The 23,883-nt window shown below is 50.5% G+C and carries 17 protein-coding genes; 4 read left to right on the top strand and 13 right to left on the bottom strand.

Annotation, left to right across the window (positions count from 1 at the left end; genetic code table 11):
• Nucleotides 1-34: 34 nt before the first annotated feature.
• The 7 genes from ABD852_RS05490 to ABD852_RS05460 all read right to left on the bottom strand — a co-directional run bounded on the left by ABD852_RS05490 (nucleotide 35) and on the right by ABD852_RS05460 (nucleotide 14,094).
• Nucleotides 35-3,442, bottom strand: a complete 3,408-nt coding sequence (locus ABD852_RS05490) for a SusC/RagA family TonB-linked outer membrane protein (protein WP_345027025.1) — start codon at nucleotides 3,440-3,442, stop codon at nucleotides 35-37.
• A 27-nt stretch (nucleotides 3,443-3,469) separates the two neighbouring features.
• Nucleotides 3,470-4,474 carry a FecR family protein gene (locus ABD852_RS05485; RefSeq protein ID WP_345027024.1) on the bottom strand — a complete coding sequence of 335 codons (1,005 nt, stop codon included), beginning with the start codon at nucleotides 4,472-4,474 and terminating at the stop codon, nucleotides 3,470-3,472.
• Nucleotides 4,471-5,166 (bottom strand): sigma-70 family RNA polymerase sigma factor, encoded by a 696-nt coding sequence (locus ABD852_RS05480; protein ID WP_345027023.1) that lies wholly within the window; start codon nucleotides 5,164-5,166, stop codon nucleotides 4,471-4,473. Before ABD852_RS05480 ends, ABD852_RS05485 begins: the two co-directional genes overlap by 4 nt.
• Nucleotides 5,167-5,387: 221 nt before the next feature.
• A complete protein-coding gene (locus tag ABD852_RS05475; protein WP_345027022.1) occupies nucleotides 5,388-7,907 on the bottom strand; it encodes a cation-translocating P-type ATPase in 2,520 nt (839 codons plus the stop codon).
• Between the two features lie 18 nt (nucleotides 7,908-7,925).
• Complete coding sequence (locus ABD852_RS05470) at nucleotides 7,926-9,050, bottom strand: efflux RND transporter periplasmic adaptor subunit (protein WP_345027021.1); 1,125 nt, start codon at nucleotides 9,048-9,050, stop codon at nucleotides 7,926-7,928.
• 99 nt (nucleotides 9,051-9,149) lie between these two features.
• Entirely contained in the window at nucleotides 9,150-13,466 is a 4,317-nt protein-coding gene (locus ABD852_RS05465) for a CusA/CzcA family heavy metal efflux RND transporter (protein WP_345027020.1), read from the bottom strand.
• A gap of 232 nt (nucleotides 13,467-13,698) precedes the next feature.
• Nucleotides 13,699-14,094 carry a hypothetical protein gene (locus ABD852_RS05460; protein WP_345027019.1) on the bottom strand — a complete coding sequence of 132 codons (396 nt, stop codon included), beginning with the start codon at nucleotides 14,092-14,094 and terminating at the stop codon, nucleotides 13,699-13,701.
• A gap of 248 nt (nucleotides 14,095-14,342) precedes the next feature.
• Here ABD852_RS05460 and ABD852_RS05455 point away from each other — a divergent pair, with 248 nt between their 5' ends.
• Nucleotides 14,343-14,675: a hypothetical protein gene (locus ABD852_RS05455; protein ID WP_345027018.1), complete on the top strand. Its 333-nt coding sequence runs from the start codon at nucleotides 14,343-14,345 to the stop codon at nucleotides 14,673-14,675.
• On the opposite strand, the gene ABD852_RS05450 is transcribed toward ABD852_RS05455, so the two are convergent.
• Together ABD852_RS05450 and ABD852_RS05445 are read right to left on the bottom strand one after the other, a co-directional pair.
• Nucleotides 14,623-16,008 (bottom strand): aldehyde dehydrogenase family protein, encoded by a 1,386-nt coding sequence (locus ABD852_RS05450; RefSeq protein WP_345027017.1) that lies wholly within the window; start codon nucleotides 16,006-16,008, stop codon nucleotides 14,623-14,625. The genes ABD852_RS05455 and ABD852_RS05450 overlap by 53 nt on opposite strands.
• Nucleotides 16,009-16,012: 4 nt before the next feature.
• Entirely contained in the window at nucleotides 16,013-16,786 is a 774-nt protein-coding gene (locus ABD852_RS05445; RefSeq protein ID WP_345027016.1) for a glucose 1-dehydrogenase, read from the bottom strand.
• A gap of 271 nt (nucleotides 16,787-17,057) precedes the next feature.
• Here ABD852_RS05445 and mtaB point away from each other — a divergent pair, with 271 nt between their 5' ends.
• On the top strand, nucleotides 17,058-18,380 hold the full coding sequence (mtaB, locus tag ABD852_RS05440; RefSeq protein ID WP_345027015.1) for a tRNA (N(6)-L-threonylcarbamoyladenosine(37)-C(2))-methylthiotransferase MtaB: 1,323 nt from the start codon (nucleotides 17,058-17,060) through the stop codon (nucleotides 18,378-18,380).
• Between the two features lie 65 nt (nucleotides 18,381-18,445).
• On the opposite strand, the gene ABD852_RS05435 is transcribed toward mtaB, so the two are convergent.
• Both ABD852_RS05435 and ABD852_RS05430 read right to left on the bottom strand, forming a co-directional pair.
• The gene (locus tag ABD852_RS05435; protein ID WP_345027014.1) at nucleotides 18,446-19,774 is read right to left on the bottom strand and encodes an ammonium transporter; all 1,329 of its coding nucleotides are present in this window, start codon (nucleotides 19,772-19,774) and stop codon (nucleotides 18,446-18,448) included.
• Between the two features lie 55 nt (nucleotides 19,775-19,829).
• The gene (locus tag ABD852_RS05430; RefSeq protein WP_345027013.1) at nucleotides 19,830-20,930 is read right to left on the bottom strand and encodes a porin; all 1,101 of its coding nucleotides are present in this window, start codon (nucleotides 20,928-20,930) and stop codon (nucleotides 19,830-19,832) included.
• A gap of 496 nt (nucleotides 20,931-21,426) precedes the next feature.
• Here ABD852_RS05430 and ABD852_RS05425 point away from each other — a divergent pair, with 496 nt between their 5' ends.
• Complete coding sequence (locus ABD852_RS05425; protein WP_345027012.1) at nucleotides 21,427-21,741, top strand: hypothetical protein; 315 nt, start codon at nucleotides 21,427-21,429, stop codon at nucleotides 21,739-21,741.
• Nucleotides 21,742-21,816: 75 nt separating this feature from the next.
• Here ABD852_RS05425 and ABD852_RS05420 read toward each other — a convergent pair whose 3' ends face one another.
• Nucleotides 21,817-22,164 (bottom strand): 4Fe-4S binding protein, encoded by a 348-nt coding sequence (locus ABD852_RS05420; protein WP_345027011.1) that lies wholly within the window; start codon nucleotides 22,162-22,164, stop codon nucleotides 21,817-21,819.
• 130 nt (nucleotides 22,165-22,294) lie between these two features.
• On the opposite strand from ABD852_RS05420, the gene ABD852_RS05415 reads away from it, so the two are divergent.
• Nucleotides 22,295-23,332 (top strand): acyl-CoA reductase, encoded by a 1,038-nt coding sequence (locus ABD852_RS05415; RefSeq protein ID WP_345027010.1) that lies wholly within the window; start codon nucleotides 22,295-22,297, stop codon nucleotides 23,330-23,332.
• A gap of 126 nt (nucleotides 23,333-23,458) precedes the next feature.
• Here the strand turns inward: ABD852_RS05415 and ABD852_RS05410 are convergent, their stop codons facing one another.
• Nucleotides 23,459-23,620 (bottom strand): DUF1328 domain-containing protein, encoded by a 162-nt coding sequence (locus tag ABD852_RS05410; RefSeq protein WP_345027009.1) that lies wholly within the window; start codon nucleotides 23,618-23,620, stop codon nucleotides 23,459-23,461.
• Nucleotides 23,621-23,883 lie beyond the last annotated feature (263 nt).

Below are 23,883 nucleotides of genomic sequence, written 5' to 3'. Positions count from 1 at the left end.
CCGGGATAGGAATGTTTTTGAAGTTTTCTCTTGCTCAAAAGCTCAGGTTGATACCTAGCGTATAGGTCTTGGAATTGGGGTAAGAGGCGTAGTCGATCCCGATTGCCGTATCCGTGCCCGACCCTACATTGCTCGATTCCGGATCGGGCCCCTTGTATTTAGTCATCGTCCAGAGGTTCACGCCGCTGACAAAGATTTTTCCGTTTACCTTATTGCCGAGGAAAGCGGTGGGGATGTTGTAAAGCAGGCTGATGTTTTTCAGGCGGACGAAGCTGCCGTTTTCAAGAAACCGGCTGGATTGCGTGAACGGCTGGTAAGTCTTGGTAAAGGCCGGCACATTTGAAGTTTCGTTTCCGGGCCGGTAGTAGTCCCTGATTTCCGCGAGGATAAACTGGCGCGCGTCGCCTGATCCTGACAGTGCGGCCGCGCGGGTATAGTTGAGCTTGTCGACACCGAATACTCCCTGGAAGAACAGGTTGGCGGTAAAACCTTTATAGGTAAAGGTGTTGTTCCAGCCACCTGTCATTTTCGGAAAAGCTCTTCCGATGATCTGGAAATCATCGGTGTTGATGTTGTTGTCGCCGTTGAGGTCCTGGTAGCGCGGATCTCCGGGTACCCGGCCCTGCAAGGCGGCTTTATCTGCGTCGGCTTGTTTAAAGGTACCCAGGTAGTTCAGGCCCCAGTAAGAACCCAGCGGCTCTCCCGGCATGAGCATAAATTCGTTGGTAGTCGACATCCCGGCGCCCACTCCGGTCCCGGTACCCAGCCTGGAAAGGCCACCCAGGCTGATTACCCGGTTTTGCAATGTAGAGAGGTTCAGGTTGGATTCCCAGGTGAACCGGTTGCCCGCTACCGGGCTGCCGCCGATGGAGAACTCAAATCCTTTGTTTTCTATCTCACCCACGTTTTTCGCCTGGGTGCCTCCACCGGCGTAGTTGGGGATGGCGACATTCAGCAGCAGATCGGTCGTATTTTTCTTAAAGTAATCGGCTTCGATGCGGATCCGCCCGTTCAGAAATTCCATTTCTATACCCACATCGGTTTGTGATGTGGTTTCCCATTTCAGGTTAGGGTTTCCCTGGTTGCCCTGGATCACGCCTGCAACGGGGGTGGTGTTGCTGAAAGCCACCTGGGTGGCGCCATACGGCGATAGCGTTGCATAAGGGTTGATGGCCTGGCTGCCCGTTTTACCCCAGCTCCCCCGCAGCTTCAGGTTGCTGAAAAGATTCAGGTCCCTGATAAAAGACTCCTCCGACAGGCGCCAGCCCAGCGCGATGGACGGAAATATGCTAAACCGGTTGTCGGGGCTGAATTTCGATGAGCCGTCTCTCCTCATAGCGGCCGAGATCAGGTATTTGTCCTGGAAGGCATAACTGACACGTCCGAGCAGGGAAAGGAGCGTCCATTTCTGGAACCCTGACGATACGTTAGCAGCCGAGTTGCCGCCGATGTTGTTATAGCCAAGTTGCGGGAAACGCAGGCCCTGCGCATTGGCATTGAAATTACGGTCTGTAAATTGCTGTGTTTCAAGAACCGCTACAGCGTTGAACGAATGCTTTCCGAAAACCCGGTTGTAATTAAGTGAGTTGGTATTCTGAAGGGTAACCTGTTCTGACGAATACCGGGTTGCATTCGGGTTATTGTTCGATATCCTCGGTCCCGCAAAATTGAGGTTCTGCAGGTTGAGGTAATTAATGGCATACTGGAGGTCGAGTGTAAGACCTTCAACCGGAAGTGTGTAGCTGAGCCCCCCAATCGCGTTGACTGTAGTCCGCTCCTGGTCTGCCTGCTGATCATATAGATTGTCGAGCGGGTTGCGGAATACCGACCCGATCGGGTCATTGAACGTAGGCAGCCCGTCGGCTCCGCGGGCCGGCGTAGAAGGCGCCCATGCAAGCGCTTGCCTCAGCGCACTTACACTGCCGCCGTCATGATTGTTGGTCCTTGTTCCGAACAGGTTTAGCCGGAGCGACAGGTTTTTGTTTACTTCCGTCGCCAGGTTGGTCCTGAGGATATATCGTTTGAAATTGCTGTTTTCTACAATCCCTTTCTGGCTGACATAGTTCCCGGAAATCAGGAATGTGGTTTTATCGCCGCCGCCGGAAACGGAAATCTGCTGCTGCTGCCCGCTTCCAGTCCGGAAGACCAGGTCCTGCCAGTCGGTTCCGCCGCTCCGTTTGAGTTCCTGTATCTGACTATCGGAAAAAGGAGACGCTGCGCCGATGGCCTCCGACCGTGCATTGACGAGCTCGGCGAATTCCCCGGCAGGAAGTACATCATACCGCTTGATGACGTTGGAAATGCTGGCCTGGCCTTCGTAGGTAACCTTTATACCCCTTGCTCCTTTTTTGGTGGTAATGATCACGACCCCGTTTGCGCCCCTGCTCCCGTATATTGAGGTCGCAGAAGCGTCTTTCAGGATCTGGATAGTTGCAATATCACTGGGGTTCAGGAAATTAAAATCAGCGCCTACAAAGCCGTCAATTACGTAGAGCGGGTTGTTGTTGCCCAGCACCGAGTTGGCTCCCCTTACGCGGATCCTCGCGTCTCCGCCCGGTGCGCCGTTGGCCTGAGTCACTTGAACACCAGCTGCACGGCCTTGCAGTACCTGGTCGAGGCGCGTTACGGGCTGCTGTGTAAATTCCTTGGTTGAGATAACCGAAAGCGCACCCGTTACATCGGTTTTTCGCTGGGTACCATACCCCACTACCACTACTTCTTCCAGCGCTTTTTGATCCACTTTCATCGAAAGATCGACAGAGGTCCGGTTGCCCACCGTAATTTCTTCCGAAATATATCCAACAAAAGAAAAGATCAGAACGGCATCGGGGCCGGGGACGGCCAGCTGGTATTTGCCCGATATATCGGTAACTGTTCCGTGCGTGCTTCCTTTAATAATAATACTTACCCCGGGGAGTCCGGCTCCGTTTTCATCGGTTACAGTCCCTGTTATGCTTTTGTCTGTCGCAGGAAGGATATCCCGAATACCGGCTTCCCGTTGAATTGTATACGCAGAACCGGTTTCAGATTTATTTCTTGAAAGCGACAGGTTATTTTCACGGGCCTGAAAAAAAGACTCCTGCCCTCTTTCTCCGGGTTTGGTAATGATGTAACCTCCATGCTTCGCCTTTTTATATTTGAGCCCCAGCGGCTTTAACAATTCGGTCAGGCTTTTTTCTATGTTATTGCCCAGTACAACTTTTTCGGGAGACAGAAAATGGCCGTCAACGACGTAGTCGAAATAGATAATGTCCACCTGGTAGTGTTTTTTCAATTCCAGCAAGACTTCTTTTAATGTTTTGGAAACCGGCAGAGGCGTTTTTTCCTGCTGCGTAAAAGTACTGGCGATGAGTTGTGAGAAACCCGGGCCATGACTACCGACGAGTATCATAACCAGCAGGAAGGCCCTTACAGGTCTTTTTGCAAGGTAATTGTGTTTCATGTTAAACTTGATTTAAGGATATAGTTGTTATCGGGTTGTTAAAATGATCTTATTTTTGCCTGCCTTTGAATAAACGAGGTCTTCAGAAGCATCGCAGAGCAGCTCTACCAGCTCCACCGCATTGAGTGCGGTAAAAGCACCGGAAATGGTGAGCGTTGTAAGTTTCGGATTTCCTATCACGAGCGTGACGCCGAAGTTTTCTTTTATTTTTTCCCCGATTTCCCGGAGAGAGGTATTCTCGAATACAAAACGGTGGAATTTCCAGGCCGAATAGTTCGACGGCTGCGCGGTTTTCCGAACATTTACTTCTCCTTTTTCATCCACGGAGGCGAGGTCGCCCGGATGTAGGGTAACCTGCTTTTCGCGGTTCCCGTGCTGGTAGTGAAGCTTTACCTTCCCTTTGTTGAGGACGACTTTTGCACCTCCCGGCCTTGCGTAGACATTGAAGATCGTTCCGAGCACGACTACGTCCAGCTTGCGGTCGGTTTTGACGATAAACCGTTTCTTGTCGGGCCTGGACGTTACCTCGAAGCCGGCTTCGCCGGCCAGGTGAACAACCCGGGCACTCTTCCCGAAGCCGAACCTGGGGACCTTCAGGGTAGAGTTGGCATTGAGTACTACCTTTGAGCTGTCGGGAAGCAGTATGCCCCGGATCTCTCCATAGCCGGTGGAATAGGCCCGGAAGAAGATTTTATCTCTGAAGATCCAGCCGGTCAAACCAATAATGAACACCAATGAGGCCGCGGTGAAGGTTTTCTTCAGCCAGTCAGGATAGGCCGGCCCTTCTTTCGGAAGAGAAATGCCCGACTTCCTGATATCGCCGTTCTCCATCCGCTCCAGGTGACGACCCAGCCCGGCGACCGGATCGGCCTGGTACTGGCTGTTGTTTCTTTCCCACTCCCAAAGCCAGAGAAAGAACAATTCCCGGTTTTCAGGAACAGTCGCCCACTCTTCGATCTGCCGCTTCTGAAAGGCGGTGGCGGTTCCGGAAAGGTAATCGAAGATTATTTCTTTTTTGATTTCTGGTATCATCTCGGGTAGGTTTCTGTAAGGATTAGTAAAATAACCAGCCACCGGTCGGTCAGGAATTTACGGACCTGGTGAATGGCCTGGTACATGTGCGTTTCCACGGTTCTGAGGGACAAACTCATTTCTCTGGCAATCTCCTGGTACTTTTTCCCCTCGAACCGGTGCTTGATGTATACCTCCCTCCGTTTGACCGGCAGGTCATGGATAGCACGCAAAACGTCGTGGTAGAGGTCTTCGAATTGCGTAAGGCTGTCGGGTTGCTGATCTTCTCCGATGGCCATATATTCAGCTTGCTGAAGGGAAGTGCTTCTGCTCATTTCGGCACGTACATAATCGAACGCACGGTAGCGGACCGAGGTGAAAAGGTAGGCCCTGTACGAGGTCTTAACCTTGCGGAAGATTTCTTCGGAATGAAACTGGTAGAAGGCATCGGAAACGATATCTTCGGCGATCTCTCTAGAAGACACATACCGCACGGCATGGCTGCAGAGAGGACCATAATACCACCTGAAGAGCAGCTCAATCCCTTTGGCCGTGTCGCTCTCCAGGGCTTTGCGGATAATCAGCTCGGATTCGAGCTCGGTTAATTTTTCGCTGTCGGCCGTATGCGGGGGACGTCCAGGAAACGGACCTTCCGGTGAATGCCCGTCCGGTTTTTTTTCTGTGACATGGTTAATATATGTTGGTTTTTTCATATTATAGCTAAGTAAACCTATATAAATATACCCCCTTTTAACGAAGACTCTTTACTGGTTTAAAAACACGTAGCCTATAATATTTTTTTTAATAAATAGGAATTTAAATATCTGCCGGAAGCAGGCGGGAGAATTATTGATTGCCCGGGAGAATACTATACTTCCCCCTGCCGGGGAAGTGTATGCGTGAAGTTTTCTTGCGATTCCGCCGAAAGAATTCCCTACTTTACCAATCCCTTTTTTCTCGTTCTTTTGAAGAATTTGTACAGCTCAAACCACAGTACGGATACGCCGCCTACCAACAAAGAAATGCCTAATTCACGCGGGCTAAGCCCGGTCACGTGGAAAAAGCGGGCAAACGGGCCGACATACAGGATGGCAAAGAGCAATACCAGCGTGAGACCTATAATGAGCGGGAAAAGCCTGTTCCTGTTTTTGAAGCTGTCGAACACGCTGTAGAAGAAAGAACGATTTACAAGGCTCAGGAAGATATTGGCGGTGATCAGTGTGGTAAAGACCATAGCTCTTGTTTTTTCCTCGTTGCCGCCGTTCTGAACCGACCATTGATAGGTAAACAAAACTCCCGCCGTGATCATCACTCCCTGTATGATGCTGACAGTCAGTTCACGCAGGTTCAGAAAGGTGTCTGTCATGACCCGTGGCGGCTGTTGCATGGTGTTCTTTTCCATGGGTTCGTTTTCATATACAATGGAACAGGTCGGGCCCATTACCAGCTCCAGGAAAATCACATGCACCGGTGTAAATATCTGCGGGAATACCCAACCCAAAAATAAGGGCAGCGATACCGTTAAGATAATCGGGATATGTATGGAAATAATGTACTGTATGGCCTTCTTGATATTGGTATAGATTCTTCTCCCGGCCGCAATCCCAATCACCAGTTTGCCCAGATCGTCATTGGTAATCACCAGGGAAGCGGCTGCTTTTGCTATTTCGGTTCCCTTGCTGCCCATGGCGACACCTATGTGGGCTGCTTTAAGCGCAGGGCCGTCATTTACCCCGTCGCCCAGCATTGCCACTACCTCACCTTTCTTTTTGAGCGCGTTTACTACACTGAGTTTGGCCTGCGGGAACATCCGGGTAAATAAAACGGTCTCTTCCGAGACTGTCATCAGTTCCTTTTCGGTATAGCGTGCCACATCGTTCCCGGTCAGGACTTTCGTCGTATTGACAATACCTGCCTGGGCGGCGATGCTGCCTGTGGTGTCGGCATTGTCGCCGGTGATTACTTTTACCTTAATGCCGGCGTCATAAATACGGCGGAATACTTCCTGTATTCCCGCTTTGGGCGGGTCGTAAAAAGCCACCAGACCCAGGAATTCAAACTCAAACTCTTGTTGTTTTTCCGGGAAAACATGTCCGCTGAAGCCCGACTTTGCAACTCCAAGTACGCGGTATCCCTTCCGGCCGAAGTCGCCGACAAGGTCCCGGATCCTGGTCTTTTCGGTGTCCGAAAGTGTAGTCACAGCAAGAATTGCTTCGGGAGCTCCTTTTGCCGCGACAATTCTTTCAGACCCCAGGTTTTCAAACAAATGGGTCATCATAGGCGGCTTACCTTCCAGCGGATATTCATGGAAGAGCCGGTAGTCCTTTCTTACGTCTTTTTCCCGCGTTTGTTCGTATACCTTGTGAAGCGTTTTTTCCATGGGGTCAAACGGCACAGGTTCGCTGCTCCACATCGCGTAATCAATCAGCATTTCGAGTTCGGGAGCGCCAAATTCTTTTTCTCCAAAAGTTCTGTCGGACCGGTAATCGTACAGCAATTTAAGTTGCATGGAGTTCTCGGTAATGGTCCCGGTTTTGTCGGTACAAATCACCGTAGTACTTCCCAATGTTTCGACAATGCTGCTTCGCTTGATGATAATCCCCTCCCGCATCAGCTTCCATGCACCTAAAGCCATAAACGTTGTAAAGGCCACCGGGATTTCCTCCGGGAGCACGGACATCGCCAGGGTCAGGCCATTCAGCAGGCTGTCTACCGCGTTCCCGGATTGTAGAAAACTGAACCCCCAAACCATGAGGAAGATAATAATGCCTGCAATCGCCATGGATTTTACAAAGTTCCGGATCTGAATCTGGAGGGGCGAGCTTTCCTCCTTAATGGTCAGGATAGAGTCGCCGATTTCTCCTATTTTTGTTTGTTTTCCGATTTGTTCCACTTCAAAAACGGCAAGGCCGGAAACCGCAATCGTACCACTGTAGACGCGGTTATTTTCCGCGGCGGAATTCTTGAAAACCGAAAAACTCTCGCCGGTCAGAGAGGCTTCGTTGACCGAAAAATCATTGCTATGAAGAACACGGCCGTCAGCGTTTATGAGCTTGCCTTCTTCGGCAATGCACAAATCACCCACTACAATGTCATGGGTCGGAATTTTGATTACTTCAGAATTCCTGATCACGGTGCTTAGCGGTTCATTCAGCTTTTCCAGTGCCTGCAGTGCTTTTTTGCTGCGGTTGTTCTGATAGATGGAAATTGCCGACACGGCAATAATAGCCAGGAACATGAAGACCGCTTCGCCGTAATCTCCCACGATCAGGTAAATTATTGAGATCGCGAAGAGCAGGATCAGCATCGGTTCTTTTATGAGATCGGCCAGCATATCCAGGAAAGAGTTTTTTTCAATCTCTTCCATTCGGTTATAGCCGTGCCGGGCACGGGAGGCCGTCACTTCATCATCCGTAAGGCCCTTCAGGTGGTCGGGTATATTGTAAGTTGACATACGTTGGTTCCGTTGCGGTTATTCCGCTTTATTTTTTAGGGCCATCAATAAAGTATAGGCTCCTTTCCGGACAATTTTTTCGCCCCTCAGGTGATCCGGCCCGGCGATTTCCACCCAGCCGTTCCCGGAACTGCCTGTCTGCACGGGCGTCATTTCGAACCGGTTGTTGCTCAAGGCTTTGAATATATAACTTTTCCCCTCAAAAGTCACTATACTTTCCTCGGGCAAGACCAGCGTATTGTTATCCGGAACTTCTATTTCGGCATTCATGTAGAGGCCGGGAATCAGATGTGTGTCTGCCTTGTCAAAATGAGCATGTATTTCGACAGCTCGGCCCTCTGATATCTTTTTCCCGATCAAAATGATTTTGCCACTATATTTTCTGCCCGGATTGTTGTTCGAATACGCTGAAAACGACTGCCCGATATTTACTTTATCAAGGTCTTTTTCAAATACTTTCAGGTTCAAATGCAGGTCCTTCGGGTCAACCAGTTCGAAAAGCACATCCGAAGGCGAAACGTACTTGCCGGTATTGACAAAAACCTGGGAAACATAGCCGTCGAATGGTGCAAAGAGCGGGGCGGTCCTCCCAATATTGTTTACGTTCAGCCTGGCCGGGTCAATGTTAATCAGCCGGAGTTTTTCTTCCAGTGATTGCCTGGAAATAAGCAGCGTTTCGTAGTCGGCTTTTGCCTGTTGGTACACTTTGTCGCTGCTCGCTTTGCTCAGGTTCAATTCCTTTTGCCGGTTAAATTCAGCGAGTGCTTTCTGCAGTTGTGTATTGGCCGTCAGGTAATCCTGTTGCAACTGTATGTATTGATTGTCTTCCAGTATCGCAATTACCTCTCCTTTTTTAAAATGCATGCCGGGCAGCAGGCGGGTCGATTTAACATAGCCGCCCAATGCGCTGCTTACTGAAACAAGGTTTTGTGGTGGTACATCGATCACCCCATTTATTTTCAGCGTGTTATAAATAGTCTGTTCCTGCAGTTCAGTAAAGGAAAGAGGGAACGAATTCAATTGCTCTTCAGAAAACTGCAAGACATTCCCGGCTTCTCCGGGAGCGGGTTCCTGCGCGGTATTCTCTTTACCACCGCAGCCGGACAAGACAAAAAGAATAAAAAAGATTTTGATATTTTTCATGTGAATAAGAGTTTTGAGCCTTGAGTAATGAGGATCCGACCGATTTCCGATTTCCGATTTCCGAACTCCGATTTCCGATTTCCGATCCCCTTTCATCATTTACCTGGAAATAAGATATTGCAGGTCTGCGATGCTCTGGTTGAGTTGCAGAACTGCGCTGAAATAGTCGTTTTGGATCTGAACAGCCTGGTTATTAAGTATGACCCAGTCCAGGTAGCTAATTTCTCCGCTGCTGAATTGCTCCTGCGCCGTTTGGAAGATCTGCCTGGCGCCGGGCAGCAGTTTCCGGTCATAGGTCTCTACAATGAGCTGTTGTGAGCGGTAGCGTTGCAGCGCCGCCTGGTAGTCGGTTTCCCATTGGGCTTTACGAAGCGCCAGTTCGTTTTCCGCAAACCGGATTCTTTGTTCTTCTGCTTTGATTGTAAACTTTTGAGCTTTTGAAAAAAACGGAATGCCTAAGCCCAGTTCAACTGTATGAAACCGGTTTTTATTCAGGTCTTTAAAACTCTGGTTGGCGTAGCCGATGAGCAAATTCGGGAGGAGCTTTGATCGTTCCAATCGTTCGGACGCCCGGGCCTTCTCTATTTCCTGTGCCGACAGCAGAATGAAAGGATGTTGTTCCGGGCCCGGGCTGAGCAGGCCGTTTTTTGCTATGATGTGGTCAGCGACCGGTTCGTAGCGAGTCGGTGTGTTGAGCATCAATTGAAACTGTATCTTACCCAGCTCGATTTCGTTTGTCAGCGCTTTCAGCTGGATGGCAATGTTTTCCCGTTGCACCTCGGCTGCTGTTTTTTCGAGGAGATTACTTTCTCCTTTTTCAAAACGTAACGCGGCATTTTGAAGGTACCTGGCATACAGGCTGTCCGATTGGTTGAGTATTTTTTCTTTTTCTCGGAGTACGAGCAGGTAATAGAACAGTCCGGTTACCGTTTTCCGGATTTCAATTGCATTGAGATCGACGGCAATTACAGCCGAATTCCATTCTTCCTGGAACAGCTTTTTCTGGTTACTGTAGACGGTTGGAAACTGGAATGACTGGGATATGCCGAATTTTGTATCTGCTACAGGAGTGTTGATTTGCCCGTACTCGCCCGTGATAGCAGTTTGCGGGAGGTTTGCTGCCGTATGGGTCCGTTTCTGATAATACTCAGCCAGCAGGATTTTGCTTTTTTGGGAAAGGTTGTTTAGCGCGGCGGTATCGATAGCCTGGTCCAGTGTAATGGTTTGTCCGAATGCTGACAGTTGCAGGGCCAGGAGAAGTACCGCGGCGGTCCCTTTTTTACCTAGCCGGATTTTGCGGAACTTCAGGTTTTCTACTTGCACAAACAGGGTGGGGAGAACAAAAAGCGTCAGAAAAGTAGCAATCAGGAGCCCCCCGATGACTACGGTAGCGAGCGGGCGCTGAACTTCGGCGCCTGCGCCGTTGCTTACTGCCATGGGCAAAAAACCGAGCGACGCTACCAGTGCGGTCATCAGTACCGGGCGCAGCCGTGTCCTGGTACCGGTTAATGCAACGGAATACAGGTTGCTGTCTCCGTCTTTTTTCAGCCGGTTGAACTCTGCTATCAACACGATCCCGTTCAAAACGGCAACCCCGAAAAGCGCAATAAATCCGATGCCGGCGCTGATGCTGAAAGGCATTCCGCGCGCAGCGAGCAGGAGTATCCCGCCGATAGCGGAAAGTGGGATGGCCGAATAGACCAACAGGCTTTCCCTGACGGACCGGAAGGCAAAAAACAGCAGGATGAAAATCAGTGCAAGCGAGACCGGTACCGCGATCGTCAGCCGGTTTTTGGCCTGGTTCAGGTTTTCAAACGCGCCGCCGTAGGTGACATAGTAGCCCGGGGAAAACCTGAGCTGCCGGTCCGCTTTTTGCTGCAGTTCGTTGACTATGCTCTGTACGTCACGGCCCCGGACGTTGAACCCGACTACAATCCTTCTTTTGGCATCTTCTCTCTGGATTTGTGCCGGGCCGTTTTCAATATTTACGTCGGCTACCTGGTACAGCGGGATTTGGTTGCCTGCTGGCGTGGGAATGAGCAGGTTCCGGATGTCTTCCAGGTTCTCCCGCTGTTTTTCGTCGAGCCGAAGTACCAGGTCAAACCGTTTCTCGCCCTCGTATATCTTTCCCGCGCTCTGGCCCGCAAAAGCCGTGTTGACGATCCGGTTCACATCGGCAATCCGTAGTCCGAATTGCGCGATGCTTGCCCTTTTGTAACGGACAACGAGCTGCGGAAGGCCCGTAACCGGTTCTACATAGACATCCTGGGCTCCCTTCACTGTTTTGATGATTTCACCAAAGCGCCCGGCATATGCCGCGAGGCTGTCCAGGTCCTCTCCAAAAATCTTGCAGACGACATCCTGTCTCGCCCCTGTCATCAGCTCATTGAAGCGCATCTGAACCGGGAACTGAAACCCGGTGCTGATACCCGGCACTGCTTCCAATGACTTGCCCATTTTTTCAGCCAGCTCCGGGAATGTTTTAGCCGAAGTCCATTCCTCTTTGTCCTTCAGAATAACCATCATATCGCTTGCTTCCATCGGCATGGGGTCGGTAGGCACTTCCCCGCTTCCAATTTTGGTCACCACCATTTCTACCTCCGGGTATTGCGTTTTCAATATGTGGGCGGCTTTCTGCGTGTATTCAATGGTAGTCCGAAGGCTACTGCCCGTCAGAACCCGGGTATCCACAGCGAAATCACCTTCCTCCAGCGCGGGAATAAATTCACCTCCGAGCCTGGAAAGGATAAACAGCGCCGCAACAAACAGTACCAATACACCGCCGACAACCAGTTTCGGAAAATGCAGGACCCTTTTCAGCGCGGACTGGTGCAGGTTTTCCAGCTTTTCCATCATCCGGTCGGAAAGCGTTGGGGTATGGGTAAGTTTTTTGCTGAGTACAAGCGAGCTCATCATCGGGATGTACGTAAGGGAGAGTATAAACGCGCCGGCCAGTGCAAAAACTACCGTTTGCGCCATTGGTTTGAACATTTTTCCTTCAATTCCCTGCAGGGTAAAGATGGGCAGGTACACGATGAGAATGATGATTTGCCCGAATACCGCACTGTTGACCATCCGGGTTGCCGAAGCGCCCACCTGCCGGTTCATTTCCTTTTGTGAGATTTTCTGCATCTCGGTATAGCTTTTGCCATGGTGAAGCTGATGAAGTACGGCTTCGACAATAATCACGGCGCCGTCCACTATCAACCCGAAATCCAGTGCGCCAAGGCTCATCAGGTTGCCGCTCACGCCGAAAAAGTTCATCATAATAATGGCGAAGAGCATAGAGAGCGGGATAACGGAAGCGACCAAAGCACCTGCCCGAAAATTTCCCAGGAATAGCACAAGCACAAAAATTACGATGAGCGCCCCTTCAGCCAGGTTTTTTTCAATGGTTCCGATTGCATGATTGACCAGCTTGGTGCGGTCGAGGAAGGCTTCTATGACCACGCCTTCGGGCAGAGTCTTGCGGATTACCGCGATCCGCTCCTTGACATTTCGGATTACCTCGTTGCTATTCGCCCCCTTAAGCATCATCACGACCGCCCCGGCCACTTCGCCCTGATCATTATACGTCATGGCGCCGTACCGGGTTGCTGCGCCTGTCCTGATTTCCGCGACGTCTTTCAGGAGAACGGGGACACCGTCCCGGGTGGCGCTCACCGCGATACCGGCGAGGTCTTCCACGCTGCCCACAAGCCCTTCGCTCCGGATATACAGTACGGTAGGGCCTCGTTCAATATAGGCGCCGCCGGTATTCTCGTTGTTCTTTTCCAGCGCAGCAAAAATATCATCCAGGGTTAGGTTCTGGGCCTGTAGCCGGTGGGGGTTGACAGCGATTTCGTAAGTTTTCAGCTTCCCGCCAAAACTACTTACTTCCGCAACGCCTTCTACGCCCAATAGCTGCCTGCGGACGATCCAGTCTTGTATCGTTCGCAACTGAGTGACGTCGTAGCGGTCTTCATATCCCTTTGCCGGGCGGACCACGTACTGGTAAATTTCCCCCAACCCCGTTGAAATAGGCCCCAGTTCGGGTGTTGCAACGCCTTCAGGAATTTCGTTCCGGACGGCCTGCAGACGTTCTGCCACCTGCTGCCTGGCCCAGTATACGTCCGTTTCGTCATCGAACACGATGGTTACCAGCGAGAGACCGAAGCGGGAGAAACTTCTTATTTCTGTGATGCCGTGAATGTTGCTGTTGGCCTGCTCAATAGGAAAGGTCACCAGGCGCTCGATGTCGGTAGCACCCAGCGACGGCGCCACCGATATCACCTGAACCTGGTTGTTGGTAATGTCGGGTTGAGCATCAATCGGCAACTTTGTGGCTTCATATAGACCCAGCCCAACCAGGGCAATCGTAAAAAGCCCTACGATGAGTTTGTTCCGAATGGAAAACTCAATAATGGTATGTAACATAATAAGTTTTGATCCTGTTAATAAATCGATGGAGCCGATGCTTGTGCAGCCGTTGTAAGGCATGCCCGTAAGCAAAGCGGGTTTAGATGAACCGGCTTCATCCGACCTACGCGGCGCGACCTACGCGGCCCGACCTGCGCGGCGCGTCCTACATAGCGAAGTAAGTCGCAGTCAATTGCGTCGTCAGCCGGCCGCCTTACAGCAGAAGCAGGTTCAGTTCATCCCGGAAAAATTAACAGGATTTGGGCGGTTGCCAGATAGAAGAAAGGAAGTGGCTTTGGACAAAGGTATCGTCTGTCCCGGCGATTTTTTCCCGTTGCACGGGAAGAATATTAACTTCTATTTCAAAAGAAACGGGTTTGGAAAGGACGAAGGAAGTAGCCAGGAAATCGGTATGGACAATAAACGGCAACTTGCGGTCCTGTTCGTAATCGTCGTTATGCGGATGATTTTCCAGGTGATTGCCTTTGTAATGGGCGATCAGAAACCCGGCGAAGGTTATCCCCCGGTTTTTTCCTTTGTGCTCAAAATAATGTTCAATCAATACCGGAAGCTTCAGCAACTGGGAAAGTTCAGTCGTTGAAACCATGTAGATGGTCAGAAAGAATATCGCGAGCACTCTTTTCATCTGCGCATGAACGGTGATTTCTGCTCATAAGCGGCTCGCCGTAATACCCGGGCTTAACCACGTACGCTTCACACCTTTCTCCTGCAAAATTCAGGAAAAAAAGCGATGATTACGCGAGGGGAGGCTAATAAAGATTTTGTCAAAATAAAATAAGTGGCTGAAGGACAGTGGTGATACCGGGGCCACGAATTCACGAATAGACCATTTTATTCGTGCACTCTGTACAACAAAGTTACAGATGGCTGATAATGGAACGCATGGCTTCTATTGAATGGGTATCCAAAGAACAGCCTTCGACAGGCTCAGGCGCCGTCCGGATGGTGCCTGCCGGATGGCGCCTGAGCTCGTCGAAGGCTGCCTACCGGAGGCTGCCGTCCGGATGGCGGGTGAGCCCGTCGAACCCCTTTAACACAATCTGCCGGATGTCTGACCCTCAACCAGGTCAAAAGCTAAGCGTTGTTTATTTAAATCAAAGCACCAAACGTGCTTCGCTGGAATTCGTGGCGAAAAAGGCTTCGGAAGATTTCGCTAAAGCTTCAGATGAAACGACTTGGGACGAGTCAGCGCTTCATAGCCGATAACCGATAAGCTGGCGCCTCGCCCCGTATTCTTGACCCCGGTCCAGGCCAGGGCGGGGTCAAGGTAATCGCAGCGGTTCATGAACCAGGTACCGGTTTCTACCTGGTCGCCGATTGCCAGCGCCGCATCTTTGTCGCGGGTCCAGATGGAAGCTGTCAGGCCATATGCGCTATCGTTCATCAAACGGATCGCCTCGGCATCGTCTTTCACCGACATGATGCCCACGATGGGCGCGAAGCTTTCTTCCGTCATAATGGACATGGTATGGTCTACATCGATCAGTACCTGCGGCGCCATATAGGGGCTGCCGGCTGCATCGGCGGGAAAATGGCTGGGGTCAACAAGTGAGCGCGCACCCTTCGAAAGGGCTTCCGCCACCTGGTCGCGGGCAAATGCTGCTGCCGAAGCTTTCACCAAAGGCCCGAGCGTTGTTTCCGGGTCAAGCGGGTTACCGAGCTTATAGGTCAGAGTGAGCTTTCTGAATCCTTCGACAAATTCGTTGAACACCGATTCGTGGACGTAAATCCGCTCAATTCCGCAGCACGACTGACCGGAGTTAAAATAGGAACCGTCTACAAGATTTTCAACTGCATTTTCCAGGTCAGCGTCGGCCCGGACGTAGGCGGGGTCTTTTCCGCCCAGTTCAAGCCCTGCGATGATGAATCGTTCGTCAATCGCTTTTTGAATAGCTTTACCCCCTGCGACAGAACCGGTAAAGGCCACGTAATCAACCCGGGCGTCGCCAATGATCCGGGCCACCTGCCCGTGATCCAGTGTCAGGTGTTGGAAAACGCCTTCCGGCAGACCGGCTTCCGCGAAGGCGGCCGCGAAGCGGTCACCGCACAAAGGCGTTTGTTGTGCCGCCTTGTAGATTACCGAATTTCCCGCCAGTAAAGCCGGGAAAACCGAGTTGACCGAGGTAAGATAGGGATAATTCCAGGGAGCAATAACAAAAACGACTCCTACCGGCTCTCTTTTTATGAAACGCTGAAAGCCGTCGACAGGCGGCACCTCTATTGTGGCCAGCGCTTCATCGGCAATGTCGATCATATAGCGCGCACGTTCCGCGAAGCCGCGTTTGATCTCGTTGGCGGTATATCGCACGGGGCGGCCCATTTGCCAGGTAATTTCCAGGCCGATTTCATCCGCATTCCGGAGAAAGTAAGCCAGAGCTTTCTCACATATGGCCTTCCTTTCTGCCAGGGGAGTGTGTTTCCAGGCATCCTGCGCTTTTTTTGACAGCGTCAGCGCCTTCTCTATAGATGCGGTGGTATCCAGTTCGCGTTCGTGGTACAGGCTGCCGTCAATGGGGGATATCGTTTTTTGTATGCTCATAACGTTACAATGGAGTTACGTACGCGGAAGTGATACCGCCATCTACCAGAAAGTCGGTTCCGGTAACGAAAGACGACTCATCAGACGCCAGGAACAGTGCGGCGGAAGCCATTTCCCGGGCTTCTCCGAACCTTCCCATCGGGATGTGAACGAGGCGGCGCTGTTTTTTTTCTTCAGTATTCAGAAACTTCATAAGCAGTTCGGTCTTCAGCGGGCCCGGGCACAGGGCATTCACCCTGATGTTTTCACGGGCATGGATCACAGCCAGCTCGCGGGTAAGCGCCAGGACAGCACCCTTGCTCGCCGTGTAGGCGACCTGCGGGGTAGCAGCCCCAAGGATAGCAACAAAAGAGGCTGTGGCAATCACTGAGCCCCCGCCTGCGCGCTTGAGCGCCGGAATTCCATATTTACAACCGAGGAATACCCCCTTGGCATTGATATTCATGGTAAGGTCCCAAATGGCTTCTTCGGTTGTCATGGCGTTGTCGTCGTCGCTGTGCATGATACCGGCATTAAGGAAAAGGATGTCCAGGCGGCCGAATTTTTCTTCTGCCAGCGCCACCATGGCTTCATTGTCTTTCGCGACGGAAACATCAGTTTTGATGAAATAGGCAGTGCCGCCCGCAGCATTTACCATAGCCGCCGTCTCCTGTCCTCCGCGCTCGTCAATGTCGGCTACAATGAGTCCTGCCCCTTCCCGGGCAAACAATAGGGCAGTTTCACGACCGATTCCACTGCTGGCTCCGGTAATAAGGGCAATCTTACTTTTTAGACGCATACTGATTCGTTTTAAAATGGTGATCGTTGTCTTATCTGCTCTGAAGCGACCGACTTATAGGAACAACTCCGGCAGCGTGTCCAAAGGTTAATACTGTTCACGAAAAGAAGAGTCTACTTATGGCTCAAAAATAATTTAAAAAGAGTTTCCGGAGTGGTTCCCGGTCGACTTTTAGTGGTTTTTTGCTGCCGCTTTTCGTTGTTTTCGGCCGAAGTTACCGGGTATCGCTCCATTTATTGTTAACTTTGCGGTTTACAGGGATATTACATCAATGAAAAAGGTAGCTTTCTATACGTTGGGGTGTAAACTCAACTTCTCGGAGACCTCGGCGATTTCGAGAATGTTTGAAGCAAAGGGATATGAGAAAGTAGGCTTTAACCAGGACCCGGATATTTTTATCATCAACACCTGTTCCGTAACTGATAATGCGGATAAAAAATGCCGCAAAATTGTACGTGAGGCACAGCAGATTAATCCCGACGGCTACGTGGCCATAATGGGGTGCTATGCGCAGCTGAAGCCGCAGGAAATATCTGAAATTCCCGGTGTGGATGCAGTACTGGGCGCAGCGGAGAAATTCAGGCTGCTGGAGCTCATCGATACATTTGAAAAAGCGCCTTCCGGCGAGCGGGGCCGGGTGCTGGCGTCGCCGATCGAAGATGCGATCGCCTACCACGCCTCGTACTCGCTGAATGACAGGACCCGCACGTTTCTGAAGGTACAGGATGGCTGCGATTACCCCTGCGCCTATTGTACGATACCGCTTGCAAGGGGCAAAAGCAGATCTGATACGATCAGCAATGTGGTGGCAGCCGCGCATCAGATAGCGGCAAGAGGAGTCCGTGAAATCGTGCTGACGGGGGTGAATATAGGAGATTTCGGAATTATAGACGGCGAGCGCCGGAGCTCGTTCCTGGAACTCGTTCAGGCGTTGGACCAGGTAGAAGGCATCGACCGTTTTCGTATTTCCTCCATTGAACCTAATTTGCTGACGGATGAAATTATTGCTTTCGTGGCGGCCTCCAAACGGTTTGTGCCACATTTTCATATCCCGCTTCAGTCCGGTTCCAACAAAGTATTGGGACTGATGCGCCGCAGGTACAGGCGGGAACTGTACCAGGATAGGGTAGCGAGGATTAAGTCCCTGATGCCCGGCTGCTGTATCGGGGTGGATGTGATTGTCGGGCACCCGGGAGAGACGCACGAAGAATTCCTGGAGACTTATCATTTTCTGAATGAGCTGGATGTCTCCTACCTCCATGTGTTTACGTATTCGGAAAGGCCCAATACACCGGCGACAGGGATCAGGCCGGTCGTTCCGATGAAGACAAGATCCGAGCGCTCACAAATTCTGCACGTTTTGAGTGAAAAGAAGCGGCGGCATTTTTATGAAAGCCAGGTAGGTACAACTGCTACCGTTCTGTTCGAAGAAGGCGATCATGAGGGCAACATGCAGGGCTTCACCGGAAACTACGTCAAGGTACGTGCGGTGTTTGACCCGCTTTTGATTAATGAAACCAAAAAGGTGGTGCTCAGGCAAGTTGATGCGGAAGGCTTGATGGAAATTGCCGAGCCCGAAGATATCCTGGTATAAAAACAAAACAGCCGCCGGCGTGACCGGCGACTGTTGCGGAATAGTCAGGAGAAGGTGGGTTAATTTTATGAAGCCATTTCCAGTAGCTGCTCGTCATGCTGGCTGATATCCAGCCCGATCTTTTCGTCTTCCCGGCTCACCCGTAGCGGCAGGATGAAATCGGTGATTTTAAAGAGCAGGTAAGAGCCGCCAAAGGCGAATAGGGAGCAACCTACCAGGGCAATCAGGTGGTTGATGAAAAGCGTTGTTTGCCCGTAAGCCAGTCCTTCAACGGTTACTGCCGGGTTAATTGAGCTGGTGGCGAAGATGCCGGTGGCCAGCATGCCCACCATCCCGCCTACGCCATGGCACGGAAATACGTCAAGCGTGTCGTCTACACCCGCTTTGGTGGTTCTGAAATGCGCAACTGTGTTGCTGATTACCGAGGCAACGATCCCTATAAAAAGGGAGGCTGAGATGGTAACAAACCCCGCTGCCGGAGTGATGGCCACCAGTCCGACCACTGCGCCGATACAAAATCCGAGTGCTGAGACCTTTTTTCCCCGGGCCACATCGGTAAGGACCCATGCAATTCCGGCCGAAGCTGCCGCGGTATTGGTAGTGGCAAAGGCGGAAACGGCAAGAGTTCCGGCGCTGAGGGCGGATCCTGCGTTGAAGCCGAACCAGCCGAACCAAAGCAACCCGGTACCCAGCAATACAAATGGGATATTAGCCGGTGGGAGGCCATTTTCTCCTACATATTGGCTGCGGCTTTTCAGGAATAAAGCACCGGCCAGCGCGGCCCAGCCCGCCGACATATGGACGACCGTTCCACCCGCAAAATCAAGGACGCCCATTTTGAAAAGTAGTCCGTCCGCATGCCAGGTCATGTGTGCCAGCGGCGTATAAATAAAGATGCAGAACAAGATCATAAATAGCACGTATGATCTGAAATTAACACGTTCTGCCATTGAGCCGGTAATCAGGGCCGGTGTTATAACGGCGAACTTTAACTGGAAAAACGCAAACAGGAGAAATGGAATGGTTCCGGTGAGGGGGGCCTCCATTACGCCATTGAGCATGAAATAGGTAAGCGGGTTTCCGACGATTCCGCCGATATCCTCGCCAAAAGCCATGCTGAAGCCGAAAACCACCCAGATAATGCTGATTACGCCCATCGCAATAAAACTCTGGAGCATTGTTGAAATAACGTTTTTACCATTGACCATACCACCGTAAAAGTAGGCCAGCCCCGGTGTCATCAGGAGAACAAAGGCCGCAGAAACGATCATCCAGGCGGTGTCGCCGCTGTCCAGGCCTTCTGTGATGACATTACCCGGGGTTTGACCGACCAGCAATCCTGCGACACTTACCAATAGCAGAATCAGGAGTGGGATAAAATTGGGCTTGCTCATATTCGTAATTGTTTTTACAGTTAATTGTACTTGTTAGTAGGAGTTTGGTTGAGATTCAGAATTTATAAATGAAAGCGACCCCAAGGGTGGATTGGTTGTTGTGGGTGAATGCCCCCTTGGTATCTTCGAACTCCCGCGCGCCGTTGGGGCGTTTGGCGTATGCATCCAGGCGGAATTCGGGTTTGACCAGGACATGTCCCTCGGCCAGTGTGACGTTGCCTGTGATGGTAAGGGAGTTGACCGAGGTGCCGTTTTTTTGAAAGTCGAGCAATGCGCGGGCGCCGCTGGAATTGTCAAAGTATTCGTAGCGCGCCCCGATCCCGATGTGCTCCGTGATGGCATAGTTGACGTAGCCGGCCACACCGCCCCAGGGTTTCGCGCCCGTTGAATCGGTCAATTGCTGGGACCCAATGGCTGCGTTCAGGCCGAAAAGAAGATGGTCTGAAACCTGGTAGGTGGTGGCAAGATCGAGCATCTGGTAGTAGGCTACGGGTACAACACCGCTTGAGGACGGGTTTTCATCGTTGGTACGAATGGCATTGAGATATATGCTCCAGTCTTTGGCTGGCGAGATGAAAAACTGCCCGATTATCCCTTTTTTGCGGTTGTTGTCGCCAAATCCATCCACCGCATTCACTACTCCCAGCATGAGAGATGCTTTTTCGGAAAAAGCGTAAGTAGACTTCAGGCCGGTATGGTAAAAGGGGCCCATTCCAAAAAGATTTGACAGGGAATAGTTGAAATTGACGGGGGCATCGATCACCTCGTAGCCAATATGCGTTCCAAATTGACCGATGGTAGCCGACCACTTTTCGGTAATATCATATTTAAAGTAAGCCTGTTTGATGGCCAGCGCGGTACCGAGGTTGGCATAATTAGCCAGGTCGGCGTTGGGCCCGAAAACCAGGTCAACTACTACTTCAGACTTTTGGTTGGTGTATTTGACGACAGTTTGGGCGAGGCCCAGGGCAAACTGGTCGGCACGCTGGTCAAACACCCGTGCTGTACCGGCCGTACCTACGTTTCTTTGCGACAGGGGCTTGTTGAAATTAGTTGAGTAATAAGCGTCTACATAACCTGAAAATGAAAACGCGCCTTTTTTTCCGGGCTCTTCCGTTTCCGGAGAAACTGCCAGTGAATCCTCTTTCTTAATCAAGATACTGTCGGAAGAAGAAATCGTTGTTTGTGTTTCTTTGGAAAATCCAACAATATGACAGAACAAACAAAATATTGATAATATAGATATTTTCATAATATTATTTGTTTTAGGTGTTCGTGTTGTTAAAGGCTTTGTTTTTGTAAATATTGAAAATTGAGTTTCAATTACAAAAGCTTTTTATCGTAAAATATATTAGTTGTCTAAAAATTCGTAGTAAAGGATAAGTTTTTGATGCTAAAATATAACAAATTGTGATTTTTGTGTTTCAAGTGTGTTTGTAATATAGTTCTGACTAATTGATATTTTGTAGAATATTATTTTGGTATGTGTAATGATGAAGTGAGACGGGCAAGCCGGCTGAGTCCTGTTGCGCGCGTTTTTGCAGGGGTGGGGCACTTCCGGAAATCGTGGACAAATGGAGAAAAAAAGAGATTTATTTTGTTATCATTGCAGGTAAGTCAGTTATTCCGAAGAATATTAAAGTGAATTTCGAATGAAGCGACAATGGAACGTAATATGCGCGGTGATGATCGCGCTTGTGGCGACCGGTGTTGAGGCGCAGGTTGACCCGGGAGTTTCGGCGAACAATTATAAACATCCGAATAAGGCCCGGCTGGCCCGGCAACCAGCCCGTACGGTGGAAGTTGAAACGATAGCGGAAGCGGAAAAACGCGGCCAGGGAACTGTGAGGTCAACAACTCCGAAGTATAGAAAACGTCACGAAGGGTTGGTGATAGAAAAAGAGGATTCGGTGAACAGGGACCAGATCAACCCGACGAAGCAGCCTGCCCATTACAAAGCCCGGTAGCAGGTGTTCACGACGGGAGTATGGATATAAAAAAAGCCACCGTTTTACGGTGGCTGTAACAGGGGTTACCTGGATTTATTCGTTGTGCAACCAGGCCTTCTTGGCGGTTAGCGTCTCTCTGTCTTCAACTACATCAGGGTCCGGTACGCAACAGTCTACCGGGCATACGGCAGCGCACTGAGGCTCTTCGTGAAAGCCGACGCACTCCGTGCATTTATCTGAAACTATATAATAAAATTCGTCGGAAATGGGGACCTGCTTTTCCTTGCCGCTTACGACGGTGCCATCTCCAAAATCTACCTCATCCAAGCTTGTTCCGTCACCCCAGGTCCACTCAATCCCTCCTTCATAAATGGCGGTGTTAGGGCATTCCGGCTCGCAGGCTCCACAGTTGATGCATTCGTCCGTGATGATAATTGCCATGTTCGACCGATTAAAAGGATATATTTATTCGTTTTGACTAACTTGAATACAAATGTAACTATTTTTAGGTTCACAAATAGTGGATTATTTAATAAATACGTGGCCAATTGGCCGGATTTTACCCAAATACATGATTTCGAAAGACCAAAGAATAGCGGCCTTTGTTGGATTTAGTGAGTTTCTCCGCAATACTGAAAGTGCTGAAATACTGGACGATTGGGCACAACAAGCCTATTTGCGGAACAATTGGTTTGTCCCGCAGAACGTTCTCGCTGCTTTGAGTGCCATTGCCGCAATGCTGCGGGACGAAGAGCGTTTGTCGCAATGGGTCGTCCAATATCCCGAGGTTGAAAACCCGGCTACAATTGGCGTCGTTCTGGCCGGTAACCTGCCGGCCGTAGGCTTTCACGACCTATTGTGCGTACTGATTTCGGGGCACCGGCTCCTGGTGAAGCCCAGCAAAGACGATACGGTTCTTATCGAGCTGATACTTGAAAAGCTTTGTGAAATTGAACCGGCTTTCCGGGAAGCGGTAACGTTCGCCGAGAGGATCAACGCCGCCGATGCCTATATTGCTACCGGAAGTGATAATACGGCACGTTATTTTGAAACCTATTTTGCCTCCAAGCCTCACATTATCAGGAAAAACAGGGTTTCGGTAGCTGTTTTGAGCGGCAATGAGACGGCCGCCGAGCTACAGGGACTCTGCTCGGATATATTCCTGTATTTTGGGTTGGGATGCCGGAACGTATCCAAAGTGTATGTACCCGAAGGGTATGCATTCAGCGCATTTTATGAAACAGCAGAGGCGTTTCGGGATTATGCTGCTCACCACCACAAATATTTCAACAACTACGAGTACAACAAATCGATTTTGCTGGTGAATGGTGACGAGCATTTGGATAACGGCTTTTTGCTCATTCAAGAGAATGAACGCCTGGTGTCGCCCCTGAGCATGATCTATTTCGAAACTTACCATGAACCGGCCGAAGTAAAAGCGCGGCTTGACGCGTTGCGGGAGAAAATTCAGTGCGTGGTTACCGGTCTTGATTTCGGCGAAAAGGAAGTCCCGTTCGGGAAAAGTCAGCAACCCAGCCTGACCGATTACCCGGACGGAGTGGATGTTATGGCATTTCTCAGCGGGATTGGAGGGCGGAAGGAGGAGTAGGAAGTCGGAAATCAGAAGTCGGAAATCGGAAGTCGGAAATCGGAAAATGGGGAATAAGAAACCGGAAAATGGGAAACCAGAAATCAACGGGTTCCGATTTCCGACTTCCGATTTCCGATCTCCCTCTCACACCTTTCCGCGCCCGAAAATCAGGCTGACGATGAAAAGGACTACGAAAATGTAGAAAAGAATTTTTGCGATTTCGGCAGCTCCTGCTGCAATCCCACCAAATCCGAAAACCGCCGCGATAATTGCGACGATCAGGAATATAACTGACCACCTGAGCATAAGACTAAAGTTTAGTGTATTATATAGTTATCGGAAAAATTCAACTCGTTAGTTGAATGAGTCAAATGTAGAACAAAATGACGGAGAATACCAACGTTTATACTTTGTTTTTTCTAGGTGACATGGGATTTTTTTTATCCTGCCTCGTGCTGAAAATTCGGCTGTCAGCGGTACAGAGCGGTATTTCAGCCGGAGGAGGTTGGCCGCTCCATATTTTTACAGTATTTTGCCGTTTGGGATTTGTTGACCGTTACCAAGGTATT

Origin of the sequence: Ravibacter arvi (assembly GCF_039540405.1) — a bacterium.
Classification (GTDB): domain Bacteria; phylum Bacteroidota; class Bacteroidia; order Cytophagales; family Spirosomataceae; genus Ravibacter; species Ravibacter arvi.
The sequence above is the reverse complement of the archived record's forward strand: the minus strand, read 5'-3'. Positions and strand labels throughout refer to the sequence as shown.

What these genes read in the sequence shown, in the direction of transcription:
- ABD852_RS05410 (WP_345027009.1), bottom strand. Translation starts at nt 23,620, where the DNA reads ATGCTCAGGTGGTCAGTTATATTCCTGATCGTCGCAATTATCGCGGCG.
- ABD852_RS05465 (WP_345027020.1), bottom strand. Translation starts at nt 13,466, where the DNA reads ATGTTACATACCATTATTGAGTTTTCCATTCGGAACAAACTCATCGTA.
- ABD852_RS05490 (WP_345027025.1), bottom strand. Translation starts at nt 3,442, where the DNA reads ATGAAACACAATTACCTTGCAAAAAGACCTGTAAGGGCCTTCCTGCTG.
- ABD852_RS05415 (WP_345027010.1), top strand. Translation starts at nt 22,295, where the DNA reads ATGATTTCGAAAGACCAAAGAATAGCGGCCTTTGTTGGATTTAGTGAG.
- ABD852_RS05485 (WP_345027024.1), bottom strand. Translation starts at nt 4,474, where the DNA reads ATGATACCAGAAATCAAAAAAGAAATAATCTTCGATTACCTTTCCGGA.
- ABD852_RS05450 (WP_345027017.1), bottom strand. Translation starts at nt 16,008, where the DNA reads ATGAGCATACAAAAAACGATATCCCCCATTGACGGCAGCCTGTACCAC.
- ABD852_RS05455 (WP_345027018.1), top strand. Translation starts at nt 14,343, where the DNA reads ATGGAACGCATGGCTTCTATTGAATGGGTATCCAAAGAACAGCCTTCG.
- ABD852_RS05445 (WP_345027016.1), bottom strand. Translation starts at nt 16,786, where the DNA reads ATGCGTCTAAAAAGTAAGATTGCCCTTATTACCGGAGCCAGCAGTGGA.
- ABD852_RS05425 (WP_345027012.1), top strand. Translation starts at nt 21,427, where the DNA reads ATGAAGCGACAATGGAACGTAATATGCGCGGTGATGATCGCGCTTGTG.
- ABD852_RS05475 (WP_345027022.1), bottom strand. Translation starts at nt 7,907, where the DNA reads ATGTCAACTTACAATATACCCGACCACCTGAAGGGCCTTACGGATGAT.
- ABD852_RS05435 (WP_345027014.1), bottom strand. Translation starts at nt 19,774, where the DNA reads ATGAGCAAGCCCAATTTTATCCCACTCCTGATTCTGCTATTGGTAAGT.
- ABD852_RS05460 (WP_345027019.1), bottom strand. Translation starts at nt 14,094, where the DNA reads ATGAAAAGAGTGCTCGCGATATTCTTTCTGACCATCTACATGGTTTCA.
- ABD852_RS05470 (WP_345027021.1), bottom strand. Translation starts at nt 9,050, where the DNA reads ATGAAAAATATCAAAATCTTTTTTATTCTTTTTGTCTTGTCCGGCTGC.
- mtaB (WP_345027015.1), top strand. Translation starts at nt 17,058, where the DNA reads ATGAAAAAGGTAGCTTTCTATACGTTGGGGTGTAAACTCAACTTCTCG.
- ABD852_RS05420 (WP_345027011.1), bottom strand. Translation starts at nt 22,164, where the DNA reads ATGGCAATTATCATCACGGACGAATGCATCAACTGTGGAGCCTGCGAG.
- ABD852_RS05480 (WP_345027023.1), bottom strand. Translation starts at nt 5,166, where the DNA reads ATGAAAAAACCAACATATATTAACCATGTCACAGAAAAAAAACCGGAC.